8 protein-coding genes are annotated in these 14,536 nt (G+C 64.9%); 6 read left to right on the forward strand and 2 right to left on the reverse strand.

Annotation, left to right across the window (positions count from 1 at the left end; all coding sequences use genetic code 11):
* Positions 1 to 260 precede the first annotated feature (260 nt).
* The 6 genes from gltB (at position 261) to eno (ending at position 10,854) form a co-directional block, all read left to right on the forward strand.
* The gene (gltB, locus tag ACOJCM_RS07730; protein WP_445211485.1) at positions 261 to 4,712 is read left to right on the forward strand and encodes a glutamate synthase large subunit; all 4,452 of its coding nucleotides are present in this window, start codon (positions 261 to 263) and stop codon (positions 4,710 to 4,712) included.
* A gap of 23 nt (positions 4,713 to 4,735) precedes the next feature.
* Positions 4,736 to 6,157, forward strand: a complete 1,422-nt coding sequence (locus ACOJCM_RS07735; protein ID WP_445211486.1) for an FAD-dependent oxidoreductase — start codon at positions 4,736 to 4,738, stop codon at positions 6,155 to 6,157.
* A 114-nt stretch (positions 6,158 to 6,271) separates the two neighbouring features.
* Positions 6,272 to 6,826: a cupin domain-containing protein gene (locus ACOJCM_RS07740; RefSeq protein WP_445211487.1), complete on the forward strand. Its 555-nt coding sequence runs from the start codon at positions 6,272 to 6,274 to the stop codon at positions 6,824 to 6,826.
* A gap of 110 nt (positions 6,827 to 6,936) precedes the next feature.
* The gene (locus tag ACOJCM_RS07745) at positions 6,937 to 8,592 is read left to right on the forward strand and encodes a CTP synthase (protein ID WP_445211488.1); all 1,656 of its coding nucleotides are present in this window, start codon (positions 6,937 to 6,939) and stop codon (positions 8,590 to 8,592) included.
* A gap of 4 nt (positions 8,593 to 8,596) precedes the next feature.
* Complete coding sequence (gene kdsA, locus ACOJCM_RS07750; RefSeq protein WP_445211489.1) at positions 8,597 to 9,463, forward strand: 3-deoxy-8-phosphooctulonate synthase; 867 nt, start codon at positions 8,597 to 8,599, stop codon at positions 9,461 to 9,463.
* Positions 9,464 to 9,561: 98 nt separating this feature from the next.
* Entirely contained in the window at positions 9,562 to 10,854 is a 1,293-nt protein-coding gene (eno, locus tag ACOJCM_RS07755; RefSeq protein WP_445211490.1) for a phosphopyruvate hydratase, read from the forward strand.
* 545 nt (positions 10,855 to 11,399) lie between these two features.
* Here eno and fdxA read toward each other — a convergent pair.
* Positions 11,400 to 11,723, reverse strand: a complete 324-nt coding sequence (gene fdxA / locus ACOJCM_RS07760; protein WP_010630102.1) for a ferredoxin FdxA — start codon at positions 11,721 to 11,723, stop codon at positions 11,400 to 11,402.
* A gap of 163 nt (positions 11,724 to 11,886) precedes the next feature.
* A complete protein-coding gene (gene mutS / locus ACOJCM_RS07765; RefSeq protein ID WP_445211491.1) occupies positions 11,887 to 14,475 on the reverse strand; it encodes a DNA mismatch repair protein MutS in 2,589 nt (862 codons plus the stop codon).
* Positions 14,476 to 14,536: the final 61 nt, after the last annotated feature.

Genomic DNA, 14,536 nt, shown 5'->3' on the forward strand with positions numbered 1-14,536 from the left:
TGACCCGCAGGCGAATGCTGCAAGTCATTGAACACATGGTTGTTTTTGCTTCTTGTTGTTCGGCAAGTTGCGGATTTGCCGGGAATTTTATGGGCTTCGAGAGAGGCAGGTGATTGCACGGGAGGGGGCGACGTGTCTATGCTGGGCGTCCTTTTCTCGCGACGCCAGCCGCCTGTCTTTGACAGGTCTAATAAAAAGAAAACAGATTAAAATACATGAAAGCTGTCGTCTGGTCAATAGCCATTCTTTGAGGCACGCCCATGAATCAAGGCCTTCATCATCCAGGCGAGTTCCGTGACAACTGTGGCTTCGGCCTGATCGCGCACATGGAAGGGCAGGCCAGCCACGACCTGCTTCGCACCGCCATCGAATCGCTCACCTGCATGACCCATCGTGGCGGCATCGCGGCGGATGGCAAGACCGGCGACGGCTGCGGCCTGCTGCTGAAGATGCCCGAGGCCTTCATGCGCGAAGTGGCCACCGAGGCGCTCGACGTCGACCTCGGCGAGCAGTTTGCCGTGGGGTCGGTGTTCCTGCCGGACGATGACGCCAAGGAGGCCCGCGCCCGCGGCATTCTCGAGGGTGAACTGCGCGCCTGTGGTCTGGTCATTCGCGGCTGGCGCGAGGTGCCGGTGGATCCGTCCTACTGTGGCGATATCGCCCGCGCTTGCCTGCCGCGTATTCGCCATCTGTTCGTCGAGCCGGGCAAGCTCAGCGACCCCGAGCGTTTCGACGTCGACCTGTTCATGGCGCGGCGCCGTGCCGAGCAGATGCTGCGCGACGAGGAGGACTTCTACGTCAGTTCGCTCTCCTCCCAGGTGCTCTCCTACAAGGGCCTTGTGATGCCGGTGGATCTGCCGTCGTTCTATCACGACCTGGGCGACGAACGCCTGCAGACGGCGATCTGCGTATTCCATCAGCGTTTCTCCACCAATACCGCGCCGCGCTGGCCGCTCGCCCAGCCGTTCCGCCTGCTGGCTCACAACGGCGAGATCAACACCATCGAGGCGAACCGCGGCTGGGCCAACTCGCGCAAGGAGAATTTCGTCAACGAGCGGCTGCCTGAGATCGCCGAGCTCGACGAAATCGTCAACACCGTGGGTTCCGACTCGTCGAGCATGGACAACATGCTCGAAGTGCTGCTGATGGGCGGCATGGAGCTGCACCGCGCCGTGCGCATGATGGTGCCGCCGGCGTGGCAGAACGTCGAAACCATGAGCGGCGAGCTGCGGGCCTTCTACGAGTACAACTCCATGCACATGGAGCCATGGGACGGCCCGGCCGGCGTGGTCATGACCGACGGCCGCCAGGCGATCTGCATGCTCGACCGCAACGGCCTGCGCCCGGCGCGCTGGGTGATCACCAAGAACGGCTACATCACCCTGGCATCCGAGATCGGCACCTACGACTACAAGCCCGACGATGTGGTGGCCAAGGGCCGCGTCGGCCCGGGGCAGATACTGGCCGTGGACACGCATACCGGCGAAGTCCTGCATACCGAGGACATCGACGAGCGCCTGACCTCCGCCTACCCCTACAAGCGCTGGCTGAAGGAAGAGGCGCACTACCTGGAGTCGGCGCTGACCGAACTGGCCAGCTTCCAGAACATGGATACCGAGGCGGTCAAGACCTGGCAGAAGATGTTCCAGGTCAGCTTCGAGGAGCGCGACCAGGTATTGCGCCCCTTGGCCGAGAGCGGCCAGGAGGCGGTGGGCTCCATGGGCGACGACACGCCCATGGCGGTGCTGTCACGCCGCAGCCGCCTGCTCAGCGACTATTTCCGCCAGAAGTTCGCTCAGGTCACCAACCCGCCGATCGATCCGCTGCGCGAGTCGATCGTGATGTCGCTGGAAACCTGCATCGGGGCCGAGCTCAACGTGTTCAAGGCCACGCCGGAGCACGCCCATCGCATCATCCTGACCACGCCGGTGCTGTCGCCGCGCAAGTTCACCGCGCTGCTCGAGCAGGATGACCCAGCCTTCTCGCACCAGCGTCTGAGCCTGGGCTACGACCCGGAGCAGCTGGGTCTCAAGGCGGCCATCGTCGAGCTGTGCCGCCAGGCCGAGGCCGCGGTACACGAGGGCAAGGTGATTCTGGTGCTGTCCGATGCCAATCTCGAAAAGGGCGAGCTGCCGATTCACGCCGCCCTGGCGGTGGGCGCGGTGCATCATCACCTGGGCAAGCTGGCACTGCGCCCGCGCGCCAACATCGTGGTCGAGACCGGCTATGCCCGCGATGCACACCAGATGGCGGTGCTGTTCGGCGTCGGCGCCACCGCGGTCTTCCCGTGGCTGGCCTACCAGGTCATGGCCGACATGCATCGTACCGGCGAGCTCACCGGCAACCCGGCGGACGCGCGCGAGAACTACCGCAAGGGCATGCAGAAGGGGCTCTACAAGATCCTTTCGAAGATGGGGATCTCGACCCTTGCCTCCTATCGCGGTTCGCAGCTGTTCGAGGCGGTAGGCCTCTCCTCCGAAGTGACCGAGCTGTGCTTCTCCGGCATGGCCTCGCGCATCGAGGGCACCGGCTTCGCCGAGCTGCAGCTGCAGCAGGAACTGCTGGCCCGCGACGCCTGGACGCCACGCAAGGGCATCAACCAGGGCGGCTTTTTCAAGTACGTGCATGACCACGAATACCACGCCTACAACCCCGACGTGGTCAAGGCGTTGCAGGAGGCCGTGCAGGAGGGCGACTACGCCAAGTGGAAGAAGTTCGCCCGTCTGGTCAATGAGCGGCCGGTCGCCACGCTGCGCGACCTGTTCAAGCTCAAGGCCGCCGAGACGCCGCTGGCCCTGGAGGAGGTGGAGCCGGTCGAGGAGATGCTGCCGCGCTTCGACAGTGCCGGTATGTCACTCGGCGCGCTGTCGCCAGAGGCCCATGAGGCGCTCGCCCAGGCCATGAACGAGGCCGGCGGCCGTTCCAACTCCGGCGAGGGCGGCGAGGATCCGGCACGCTATGGCACCATCCGCTCCTCGAAGATCAAGCAGATCGCCTCCGGGCGCTTCGGCGTCACCCCGGCCTACCTGGTCAATGCCGAGGTGCTGCAGATCAAGGTGGCGCAGGGCGCCAAGCCCGGCGAGGGCGGCCAGCTCCCAGGCGGCAAGGTCAACGACCTGATCGCCAGGTTGCGCTACTCGGTGCCCGGCGTGACGCTTATTTCCCCGCCGCCGCACCACGACATCTACTCCATCGAGGATCTGGCGCAACTGATCTTCGACCTCAAGCAGGTCAACCCCGAGGCGCAGGTATCGGTGAAGCTGGTTTCCGAGCCCGGCATCGGCACCATTGCCACCGGTGTGGCCAAGGCCTATGCCGACCTGATCACCGTGTCGGGCTACGACGGCGGTACGGCGGCGAGCCCGCTGACCTCGATCAAGCACGCCGGCAGCCCCTGGGAGCTGGGCCTGCCCGAAGTGCACCAGGCGCTGCGCATCAACGGCCTGCGCGACAAGATCCGGCTGCAGACCGACGGCGGCCTGAAGACCGGCCTCGACGTGGTCAAGGCGGCGATACTGGGCGCCGAGAGCTTCGGCTTCGGCACCGCGCCGATGGTGGCGCTGGGCTGCAAGTACCTGCGCATCTGCCACCTGAACAACTGCGCCACGGGCGTGGCCACCCAGCACCAGTACCTGCGTGACGAGCACTTCCGCGGCACCGTGGACATGGTCAAGAACTACTTCCGCTTCATCGCCGAAGAGGTGCGGGAATTGCTGGCCATGATGGGAGTCAGAAAGCTGACCGATCTGATCGGCCGCACCGACCTGCTCGACGTGCTGGAGGGAGAGACCGCCTCACAGCGCCGGCTGGATCTCGCACCGCTGCTGGCCAACGACTTCGTGCCGGCGGAGGCGCCGCAGTTCTGCCAGGTCAGCCGTAACGTGCCCCACGACCCGGGCGCCAAGAACCAGGAGGTGCTGGCCACCATCGAGCGTGCCATCGCCGACAAGAGCGGTGGCGAATATGAATTCACCATCACCAACTGCGACCGTTCGGTGCCGGCGCTCTCTTCCGGTGCGGTGGCCAAGCGCTACGGCGAGGCCGGGCTCGAGGATGCTCCGATCACCCTGCGATTTACCGGCGTGGCCGGGCAGAGCTTCGGCGTGTGGAATGCTCGTGGCCTCAATCTCTACCTCGAAGGCGATGCCAACGACTACGTGGGCAAGGGCATGAACGGCGGCAGGGTGGTCATCGTGCCGCCCCGCGGCAGTCGCTTCGAGAGCCACAAGACGGCGATCATCGGCAATACCTGCCTGTACGGCGCCACCGGGGGCAAGCTGTTCGCCGCCGGTACCGCCGGCGAACGCTTCGGCGTGCGCAACTCCGGCGCCCATGCCGTGATCGAAGGGGCCGGCGACCATTGTTGCGAGTACATGACCGGCGGCCTGGTCTGTGTATTGGGCGAAACCGGCGTCAACTTCGGCGCCGGCATGACCGGCGGCTTCGCCTATGTTCTCGACGAAGACCGCTCCTTCGTCGATCGCTACAACCATGAGCTGGTGGAGATCCACCGGGTCAATACCGAGGCCATGGAGGCCTACCGGCGCCACCTGCGGGAAATCATTACCGAATTCGTGGCCGAGACCGACTCGGCCCGCGGGCGCGAGATCCTCGACGACTTCAGCGACTTCGTGCGGCACTTCTGGCTGGTCAAGCCCAAGGCGGCGAGCCTGAACAGCCTGCTCGACGAATCTCGCCGGCGCCCCGAGTGAGCCGGATTCCAGGAGACACGAATATGGCCAACCGTTTGACCAAAAACGATTTCCAGTTTATCGACGTGGGTCGCCAGGACCCGCAGAAGAAGGACGCTCGTACGCGTTCGCGCGAGTTCGCCGAAATCTACGAGCCGTTCAAGCCGCAGGAGGCGGCCAGCCAGTCGCACCGATGCCTTCACTGCGGCAATCCGTACTGCGAGTGGAAGTGCCCGGTGCACAACTACATTCCCAACTGGCTGCAGCTGGTGGCTGAGGGCAACATCCTCGAAGCCGCCGAGCTGTCGCACAAGACCAACTCGCTGCCCGAGGTGTGCGGCCGGGTGTGCCCGCAGGATCGCCTTTGCGAAGGCGCCTGTACCCTCAATGACGGCTTTGGTGCGGTGACCATCGGCTCGGTGGAGAAGTACATCACCGACACCGCCTTCGCCATGGGCTGGCGTCCCGACATGTCCCAGGTGACATGGACCGACAAGCGAGTCGCGGTGATCGGCGCCGGCCCGGCGGGCCTCGGCTGTGCCGATATCCTGGTGCGCAACGGCGTACGCCCGGTGGTATTCGATCGCTACCCCGAGATCGGCGGTCTGCTGACCTTCGGCATCCCCGAGTTCAAGCTCGACAAGACGGTGATGGAGCGTCGCCGCGCGGTATTCGAGGAGATGGGCATCGAGTTCCGCCTCAATACCGAGATCGGCAAGGATGTGACCATCGACACGCTGCTCGAGGAGTACGATGCGGTATTCATGGGCATGGGGACCTACAAGTACATGGCCGGCGGCTTCCCCGGCGAGGACCTGCCCGGCGTGCACAAGGCGCTCGACTACCTGATCGCCAACGTCAACCATTGCCTCGGCTTCGAGAAGGAGCCGGCCGACTACGTCTCGCTGGAAGGCAAGAAGGTGGTGGTGCTGGGCGGCGGCGATACCGCCATGGACTGCAACCGCACCGCGATTCGCCAGGGAGCCGCCACGGTGACCTGCGCCTACCGCCGCGACGAGGAGAACATGCCGGGCTCCAAGCGCGAGGTGGCCAATGCCCGTGAGGAGGGCGTGGAGTTCCTGTTCAATCGCCAGCCGGTGGCGGTAGTCGGCGAAGGCAAGGTCGAGGGCGTGAAGGTCGTGCGCACGCGACTGGGCGAGCCCGACGAGAACGGGCGCCAGCGCCCCGAGGTGGTGCCGGGCTCCGAGGAGATCCTCCCGGCCGACGCCGTGGTCATCGCCTTCGGCTTCCAGCCGAGCCCGGCGCCGTGGTTCGACCAGCTCGGTATCGAGCTCGACGAACGTGACCGTGTGCTGGCGCCCGAACATGGCACCTACGCCTTCCAGACCACCCACGAGAAGATCTTTGCCGGTGGCGACATGGTGCGCGGCTCCGACCTGGTGGTCACCGCCGTGTTCGAAGGCCGCCAGGCCGCCGAAGGCATCCTCGACTACCTGCGCGTCTGACGCCGCATGCGACGCGATTCGCCCCGGCCATGGCCGGGGCGTTTACGTCTGGCGGTTTCCTTGCCTAGAATCTTTGAAAGTTAAGGACGGGTCACATTCCGATGAGGAGCGATCATGGACGAGACGCGACGGGATCTGGGGCTTGCCGATGGCCAGGGTGAGCCGGTGGCACCCGAGCAGCTGCACTTCGCCGATGATGGATGTATTCCCAACTCGCCACTGGCGACGCTGGCCTTTCGCTCGCGTGGCGTGAATCCGGTACTCGACCGTGAGGCCATCGCCGAACGCTTCGAGCGGTTGTTCCATGCCCACGGCTGGCGGCCGAGCTGGCGCGGCGGGGTCTACGACTACCACCATTACCACTCCATTGCCCACGAGGCCTTCGGCGTGCTCTCGGGCTGGGGCAGGCTGCGCCTGGGCGGCGAGCGGGGCGACGACGTCGAGTTGCGCACCGGCGATGCCCTGGTGCTGCCGGCGGGCACCGGCCATTGCCACCTGGCGGCCAGCGACGATTTCCTGCTGCTGGCGGCCTACCCCGAGGATCAACCCGAACTCGACCTGATCGGCGCCGATCCGGAGGCGCATGATGCGGCGGTGGCGCGCATCGCCCAGGTCTCGCAGCCACCCTACGACCCGCTGGGGGGCGAGACCGCGCGCTGGTGGTCGTGACAGGGCGGCAGGCAGCGAAATTGAGCCATTGGTCGTAATCTGCTACGCTGTCGTCCCATCCTGGCGCGGCTTTCTGCCAAGCCTCACGATCACGTTTCGACAGGTTCTCCATGACACGATATATCTTCGTGACCGGCGGCGTTGTGTCCTCACTTGGCAAGGGCATCGCGTCGGCTTCGCTGGCGGCGATACTCGAGGCGCGTGGCCTCAAGGTCACCATGCTCAAGCTCGATCCCTACATCAACGTGGATCCGGGCACCATGAGCCCCTTCCAGCACGGCGAGGTGTTCGTCACTGAAGATGGCGCCGAGACCGATCTCGACCTGGGTCACTACGAGCGTTTCATCCGCACCAAGATGACCCAGGGCAACAACTTCACCACCGGCCGCGTCTACGAGCACGTGCTGCGCCGCGAGCGGCGCGGCGACTACCTGGGCGGCACGGTGCAGGTGATTCCGCACATCACCGACGAGATCAAGCGCCGCGTCTATGCCGGCGGGGAGGGCTTCGACGTGGCCCTGGTGGAGATCGGCGGCACCGTGGGCGACATTGAGTCGCTGCCGTTCCTCGAGTCGATCCGCCAGATCCGCAGCGAGCTGGGCGCGAGCCGGGCGATCTTCATGCACCTGACCCTGGTGCCGTATATCAAGACCGCCGGCGAGACCAAGACCAAGCCGACCCAGCACAGCGTCAAGGAACTGCGTTCGATCGGCATCCAGCCCGACATCTTGATCTGCAGAAGCGAGGTCGAGCTGGAGGAGACCGAGCGGCGCAAGATCGCGCTGTTCACCAACGTCGAGGAGCGCGCGGTCATCCCGCTGCAGGATGCCGATACCATCTACCGCATTCCGCTGATGCTGCATGAGCACGGCCTCGACGAGATCGTCTGCGACAAGCTGCGCCTGGAGGCCGACGAGGCCGACCTCGCCGAGTGGATCCACGTGCTCGATGCCAAGCTCAATCCGTTGAAGTCGATCAACATCGCCATGGTCGGCAAGTACATGGAGCTGCTCGACGCCTACAAGTCGCTCAACGAGGCGCTGATCCACGCCGGCATCCAGACCCGGGTGAAGGTCAACGTCGACTATATCGACTCCGAGATCATCGAGCGCCAGGGCACCGAGCGCCTGGCCGGCAAGGATGCGATCCTGGTGCCCGGTGGTTTCGGCGAGCGCGGTGTCGAGGGCAAGATCGAGACCGCCCGCTACGCGCGCGAGAATGGCATCCCCTACCTTGGCATCTGCCTCGGCATGCAAGTCGCGGTGATCGAGTTCGCCCGCCATGTGGCCGGCTGGGAAGACGCCAATTCCACCGAGTTCACTCACGACACCCAGCATCCGGTGGTGGGCCTGATCACCGAATGGATCAACGCCGAGGGTAAGATCGAGTTGCGTGATGAAGCCTCGGACCTGGGCGGTACCATGCGCCTGGGCGGCCAGGTCTGCCATCTCGAGCCGGGCACCAGGGCACGCGAGGCCTACGGCAGCGACGAAATCGTCGAGCGCCATCGGCACCGCTTCGAGGTCAACAACCAGTTCGTCGATGCGCTTGAACAGGCCGGCCTGGTGGTTTCCGGCAAGAGCGTCGACAATTCCCTGGTGGAAATGATCGAGCTGCCCGACCACCCCTGGTTCGTGGCCTGCCAGTTCCACCCCGAATTCACCTCCACCCCGCGTGATGGCCATCCGCTGTTCACCGGCTTCGTCAACGCGGCGCTGGAGCAAAAGGTGGCGCGCACCCGAGCGCAGTCCACGCATCAGGAGTGAGACAATGTCCGACAAGGCCCCGTCTACACCCGAACGTCATGTCTCCATTGCCGGCCTTACCGCCGGCAATTCTTTGCCGCTGATGCTGCTTGGCGGCATGAACGTGCTGGAATCCCGCGAGCTGGCCCTTGAGGTTGCCGAAACCTATGCCGACGTCACCCGCCGGCTCGGCATGCCCTACGTGTACAAGGCGAGCTTCGACAAGGCCAACCGCAGCTCGATCCACTCCTTCCGGGGGCCCGGCCTGGAGAAAGGGCTCGCGATACTCGCCGAGGTGAAATCGCGCTTCGGCGTGCCGGTCATCACCGATGTGCACGAGCCGTGGCAGGCCGAGCCCGTGGCCGAGGTGGCCGATATCATCCAGTTGCCTGCCTTCCTGGCGCGCCAGACCGATCTGGTGGTGGCCATGGCCAGGACCGGCGCGGTGATCAATATCAAGAAGCCGCAGTTCCTGGCGCCTCATGAGATGCGCCACATCATTCGCAAATGCGAGGAGGCCGGCAATGACCGCGTGCTGCTTTGCGAGCGCGGATCCAGCTTCGGATACAATAACCTGGTGGTCGACATGCTCGGTTTCGGCGACATGAAGCAGACCGGATGCCCCGTGTTCTTCGACGTCACCCACTCCCTGCAGCGACCGGGCGGGCGGGCCGACAGTGCCGGCGGGCGCCGCCAGCAAGTGGCCGAGCTGGCGCGCGCGGGTGTCGCCGTGGGGCTGGCCGGGCTCTTTCTCGAGGCGCATCCGGACCCGGACAGCGCCCTGTGCGACGGGCCCTGCGCGCTGCCGTTGGATCGGCTCGAGCCGTTCCTGGCCCAGCTCAAGACACTCGATGAGCTGGTCAAGGGCTTCCCGGCACTGACCATCGAATAAAGGCCGTATACCGAGGCGGCCCATTAGCCGAGAGAGAAAAAGCGGTTCCCCATCGACATCGACTCAATCAACGCTGACAGAATGAAAGGACGAAAGAGATGACCAAGATTGTCGAAATCCACGCCTTCGAGGTGCTCGACTCCCGCGGCAATCCCACCGTGCAGGCCGAAGTGCGCCTCGAAAGCGGAGCGGTGGGTGTGGCCTGCGCCCCGAGCGGTGCGTCCACCGGCTCCCGCGAGGCGCTGGAGCTGCGCGACGGCGACAAGTCGCGCTACCTGGGCAAGGGCGTGCTGAAGGCAGTGGAAGCGGTCAACGGCAGCATTCGGGAGCGTCTCGTCGGCATGGATGCTCGCGATCAGTGCGGCCTCGACAACGCCATGCTCGAACTCGACGGCAGCGACAACAAGGCCAATCTTGGCGCCAACGCCATTCTCGCCGTGTCGCTGGCAGCGGCCAAGGCCGCCGCCAACGCCAAGGGCGTGCCGCTTTATGCTCATATCGCCGAGCTCTACGGCCAGCCGGGCCAGTACAGCATGCCGGTCCCGATGATGAACATCCTCAATGGGGGCGAGCACGCCGACAACAACGTCGACATCCAGGAGTTCATGATCCAGCCGGTCGGCGCACCGAATTTCCGTGAGGCCCTGCGCGTCGGCGCCGAGATCTTCCATGCGCTGAAGAAAGTGCTGTCGGCGCGTGGGCTGGCCACCGCCGTGGGCGACGAGGGTGGTTTCGCCCCCAACCTGGAATCCAACGCCGAGGCGCTCGCCGTGATCAAGCAGGCCGTCAGCGATGCCGGCTACGAACTCGGTCGCGACGTGACGCTAGCGCTCGACTGCGCCTCCTCGGAGTTCTACCAGGACGGCCAATACCGGCTCTCCGGCGAGGGCAAGTCCTACGATGCGGCCGGTTTCGTCGACTACCTGGCCGAGCTGTGCGAGCAGTACCCCATCGTCTCCATCGAGGACGGCATGGACGAATCCGACTGGGACGGCTGGAAGGCGTTGACCGACAAGCTTGGCGACAAGGTGCAGCTGGTCGGCGACGATCTGTTTGTGACCAATACGCGTATTCTGAAGCGCGGTGTCGACGAGAAAATCGGCAACTCCATTCTGATCAAGTTCAATCAGATCGGTTCGCTCTCGGAGACGCTGGATGCAATCCGCATGGCCCAGGACGCCGGTTTCACCGCGGTCATCTCCCACCGCAGCGGCGAAACCGAGGACACCACTATCGCCGACCTCGCCGTGGGCACATCAGCCGGCCAGATCAAGACCGGTTCACTGTGCCGCTCCGACCGGGTGGCCAAGTACAACCGTCTGCTGGTGATCGAAGAGCAGCTCGGCGAGCGCGTCAGCTATCCCGGGCTCTCCGCGATCAAGGGCCAGTGAGCCGGACCGGCTATTGTCCACTCGGGCGTCGATATCGCTGACAAATTTGTAGGAAATCGCCTACAAAGAGGCGACGAAAAAAGCCTGATATGGCCGAAATAAACCGATGCCTTGCGTGTCGGTTTTTTATTACCTCATTGTTTTATAGGGATTCTGTTTTCCTTCTTTCAGCCTTGGGCGGGCCGGAAGTCTGCCTGGGGTGCGCTTGCGCCGTTTGGGGAAAATGCCAGAATACACGTGGGACAAGGTAGAGCGGGAGGCTCTCCAGCAGGATGCAACGGGATGCTTGATTCAGTGGCACGCCCGGTGTGACAGGAAGTCGCCTCCGGGCAGGGAAGCTGCCTCAGGAGAGAGGGCGGAAGGAACCGCCCAAGGAAATGCTGGGAGCCGGGCGGCCTGTGAGGCCGCCTTTTTTTTGCCCGGCGTATCGCCAAGTCTGTGGGCTCTCTCGCCTTGGGCTGAAGGATCGCAAGAGGCGCTCAGGCCGTGCCGGCGGCTCATTGGCCTCCGGCGCGTGAAGGGCAAATCGCAGGCGGGGCTAGCGCCTAGCGCTCCAGGTACTGCAGCTTGCCGGGCTTGCCGTCCCACTCCTCGGCATCGGCTGGCGGGTCTTTCTTCTCGGCAATGTTGGGCCAGACTTCGGACAGCTCCGCGTTGAGCGCAATGAATTCCTCCTGCCCTTCAGGCAACTCGTCTTCCGAGAATATCGCTTCGGCGGGGCATTCCGGCTCGCACAGGGCGCAGTCGATGCACTCGTCCGGATGGATTACCAGGAAGTTGGGGCCTTCATAGAAGCAGTCCACCGGGCAGACCTCGACGCAGTCGGTGTACTTGCACTTGATGCAGTTTTCGGTGACGACAAAGGTCATTGCCTGTCTCCCTCCTCGCAGCCGGGTCGTGCGGGGCCCGGTGGGTGATGTTCGGTATCAGCCTTAAGCCTGACAGTTATAAAAAAATTTCTTCTTATAAGAATGAATTCGTTGAACGCTTCATTCTAGACATGCCTAAAGACCTGGGCAAGCCGCACGAAGCCTAGAGTCGTTCCTGCCAGTGGTAGATGAGCTCGAGGGCTTGGCGCGGCGTCAACTCATCGGGGTTCAAGTCAGCCAGGGCATCCAGCAATGGATGCGGCGCGCTGGCGAACAGGTCGCTCTGCAGCGGCTTGGCATCGCCTGGTGGCTGCGTTCCGCCACGGCTGCTCTGATCGATCTCCTGCTGCTCCAGCTGAGACAACTTGTCGCGCGCCCTGGCGATGACGGACTGCGGTACGCCGGCCAGCTGTGCCACCTGCAGACCATAGCTCTGGCTGGCGGGTCCCTCCTCCACGCGATGCATGAAAACGATGCCGTCACGGTGCTCGGCGGCGGTGAGGTGGACGTTGGCCACGCCCTCGGCCTGGTCGGCCAGCGCGGTCATCTCGAAATAATGCGTGGCGAACAGCGTGAATGCCCTTGTGCGGGTCAGGTGCTCGGCGCTGGCCCAGGCCAGCGACAGGCCGTCGAAGGTGCTGGTGCCGCGACCGATCTCGTCCATCAGCACCAGGCTGTGGTCGGTGGCGTTGTGCAAAATATTCGCGGTCTCGGTCATCTCCACCATGAAAGTGGAGCGGCCGCCGGCCAGGTCGTCCGAAGAACCGATGCGAGTGAAAATGCGATCCACCGGGCCGATACAGGCCTCGTCAGCGGGCACGAAGCTGCCGGTGTGGGCGAGCAGGACGATCAGGGCGGCCTGGCGCATGAAGGTCGACTTGCCGCCCATGTTGGGGCCGGTGATGACCAGCATGCGACGGCTGTCGTCGAGGAACAAATCGTTGGGCACGAAAGGCATTTCGCTGACGTGTTCCACCACGGGATGGCGGCCGCCGCGAATCTCGATGCCGGGCGATTCGGCCAGTCGCGGGCGCGAGAAATGTAGCGTCTGGGCGCGCTCGGCGAAGGTCGTCAGCACGTCCAGTGCCGCCAGCGCCCGGCCGCTGCCCTGCAGCGCTGTCAGCTCGGCATTGAGCGAATCGAGCAACCCATCGTAGAGCAGCTTCTCGCGGGCCAGGGCGCGGGACTTGGCCGACAACGCCTTGTCCTCGAACTCCTTGAGCTCGGGAATGATGAAGCGCTCGGCGTTCTTCAGCGTCTGGCGTCGCACGTAGTCGACCGGTGCCTCGCGGGCCTGGGCGCGGGGAATCTCGATGTAATAGCCATGCACGCGGTTGTAGCCCACCTTGAGCCCGGCCAGTCCGGTGCGCTCGCGCTCGCGGACTTCGAGCTGTATCAGGTAGTCCCCGGCGTGCTCGGCCAACCCCCGGTAGTCGTCGAGCTCGGCGTCGAAGCCTTCACGAATCACGCCGCCGTCGCGGATCACCACCGGCGGGTTGTCGACCAGCCCGCGGTCCAGCATGTCGGCAAGTGCCGGATAGGGACGGATATGGTGTGACAGTTCGTCCAGCACCGTTCCTTCGCTGTAGCGTGCAAGCTCGCGCTCGAGCGCCGGCAGGGCCAGCAGGGCGTCGCGCAGGCGAGCAAGATCGCGCGGTCGTGCGCTGTAGAGCGCCACCCGGGCCAGGATGCGCTCGATGTCGCCGATCGCCTTGAGCAATTCGCGCAGGGCGACGAAGCCCTCCTGCTCGAGCAGCAGGGCGACTGCCGCCTGGCGCCCCTGCACCTGGGCACGGTCGCGCAGCGGGCGGTTGAGCCAGCGCTTCAGCAGCCGCGAGCCCATGGCGGTAGCGGTGGTGTCGAGTACGCTGGCCAAGGTGTTGTCGCCGCCGCCGCCGAGGTTGGTATCGAGCTCCAGGTTGCGGCGACTCGAGGCGTCGATGACCACGGCCTCGTCGCGGCTCTCCACGCCCACGGCGGTGACGTGGGGCAACCGCGAACGCTGGGTGTCGCGGGTGTACTCCATCAGCACCCCGGCGGCGGTGAGGGCAGCCTCGAGATGGGCGCAGCCGAAACCGCGCAGGTCCTGGACCTGAAACTGGTCGCACAGCAGGCGAGTGGCGGACTCGAGGTCGAACAGCCAGTCGCTCTGGCGACGCAGGCCCTGGCGGCCTTCCAGGGTGGGGGGCAGCGACAGGCTCTCGGGAACGAGCAGCTCGGCCGGATCGAGGCGTTGCAGCTCGGCGAGCATATCGCCTTCGCCCTCCACCTCGAGCACGCTGAAGCGACCGCTGGAGAGTTCCAGCCAGGCGATGCCCCAGCAGTTGCCGGCCGGGTGCACGGCGACCAGCAGGTTGTCGCGGCGGGCGTCGAGCAGCGCCTCGTCGTGGAGCGTGCCCGGCGTGACGATGCGCACCACGCGGCGCTCCACCGGCCCCTTGCTCGTGGCCGGGTCGCCGATCTGCTCGCAGATCGCCACCGACTCGCCGGCCTTGACCAGGCGCGCCAGGTAGCCCTCGGCGCTGTGGTAGGGCACGCCGGCCATGGGGATCGGCTTGCCGGCGGATTGGCCGCGCTGGGTCAGCGTGATGTCGAGCAGCGCGGCGGCACGCTTGGCGTCGTCGAAGAACAGCTCATAGAAATCGCCCATGCGATAGAAGAGCAGCACGTCGGGGTGTTCGCGCTTGATCTTCAGGTATTGAGCCATCATCGGGGTATGGGCCGGCATGGCCGTCTTGACCGCGTCGTTCATGCGTTCTCGGCAGGTTCGTCGGATTCGTGGGGCATCAGTGGGGCAAGGTTACCATGGGCCG

The sequence above is a fragment of the Billgrantia hypersalina genome (genome assembly GCF_052584175.1).

What these genes read in the sequence shown, in the direction of transcription:
- gltB (WP_445211485.1), top strand. Translation starts at nt 261, where the DNA reads ATGAATCAAGGCCTTCATCATCCAGGCGAGTTCCGTGACAACTGTGGC.
- ACOJCM_RS07735 (WP_445211486.1), top strand. Translation starts at nt 4,736, where the DNA reads ATGGCCAACCGTTTGACCAAAAACGATTTCCAGTTTATCGACGTGGGT.
- ACOJCM_RS07740 (WP_445211487.1), top strand. Translation starts at nt 6,272, where the DNA reads ATGGACGAGACGCGACGGGATCTGGGGCTTGCCGATGGCCAGGGTGAG.
- ACOJCM_RS07745 (WP_445211488.1), top strand. Translation starts at nt 6,937, where the DNA reads ATGACACGATATATCTTCGTGACCGGCGGCGTTGTGTCCTCACTTGGC.
- kdsA (WP_445211489.1), top strand. Translation starts at nt 8,597, where the DNA reads ATGTCCGACAAGGCCCCGTCTACACCCGAACGTCATGTCTCCATTGCC.
- eno (WP_445211490.1), top strand. Translation starts at nt 9,562, where the DNA reads ATGACCAAGATTGTCGAAATCCACGCCTTCGAGGTGCTCGACTCCCGC.
- fdxA (WP_010630102.1), bottom strand. Translation starts at nt 11,723, where the DNA reads ATGACCTTTGTCGTCACCGAAAACTGCATCAAGTGCAAGTACACCGAC.
- mutS (WP_445211491.1), bottom strand. Translation starts at nt 14,475, where the DNA reads ATGAACGACGCGGTCAAGACGGCCATGCCGGCCCATACCCCGATGATG.